Annotated in this window: 1 rRNA gene (running past one end of the window); it reads right to left on the bottom strand. The window is 57.8% G+C overall.

From position 1 onward, the window contains the following. Positions 1-638 (bottom strand): 23S ribosomal RNA (locus IEZ01_RS18695); its annotated part reaches 1212 nt to the left of the window's first position; the annotation flags it as partial.

Below are 638 nucleotides of genomic sequence, written 5' to 3'. Positions count from 1 at the left end.
ATCACCAGACGTGGCCCCCCTTCTCCCGAAGTTACGGGGGCATTTTGCCGAGTTCCTTAACCATAGTTCACCCGAACGCCTCGGTATTCTCTACCTGACCACCTGAGTCGGTTTAGGGTACGGGCCGCCATGAAACTCGCTAGAGGCTTTTCTCGACAGCATAGGATCATCCACTTCACCACAATCGGCTCGGCATCAGGTCTCAGGCTCATGTTGTGCGGATTTGCCTGCACAACGCCCTACACCCTTACCCCGGGACAACCACCGCCCGGGCTGGACTACCTTCCTGCGTCACCCCATCGCTTACCTACTACCACCTTGGGTCAGCGGCTCCACCACTTTCCTTTCCCCGAAGGGTCCGGAACGGCTTCACGGCCTTAGCATTAATGGGCTCGATATTGGGCGTTTCAAAGCGGGTACCGGAATATCAACCGGTTGTCCATCGACTACGCCTGTCGGCCTCGCCTTAGGTCCCGACTTACCCTGGGCAGATCAGCTTGACCCAGGAACCCTTAGTCAATCGGCGCACACGTTTCTCACGTGTGTATCGCTACTCATGCCTGCATTCTCACTCGTGAACCGTCCACAACTCGCTTCCGCGGCTGCTTCACCCGGCACACGACGCTCCCCTACCCATC

The organism is Streptomyces purpureus, assembly GCF_014648195.1.
Lineage (GTDB): Bacteria > Actinomycetota > Actinomycetes > Streptomycetales > Streptomycetaceae > Streptomyces > Streptomyces purpureus.
Note: the sequence above shows the minus strand (reverse complement) of the source record. Positions and strands in the feature narration are given on the sequence as shown.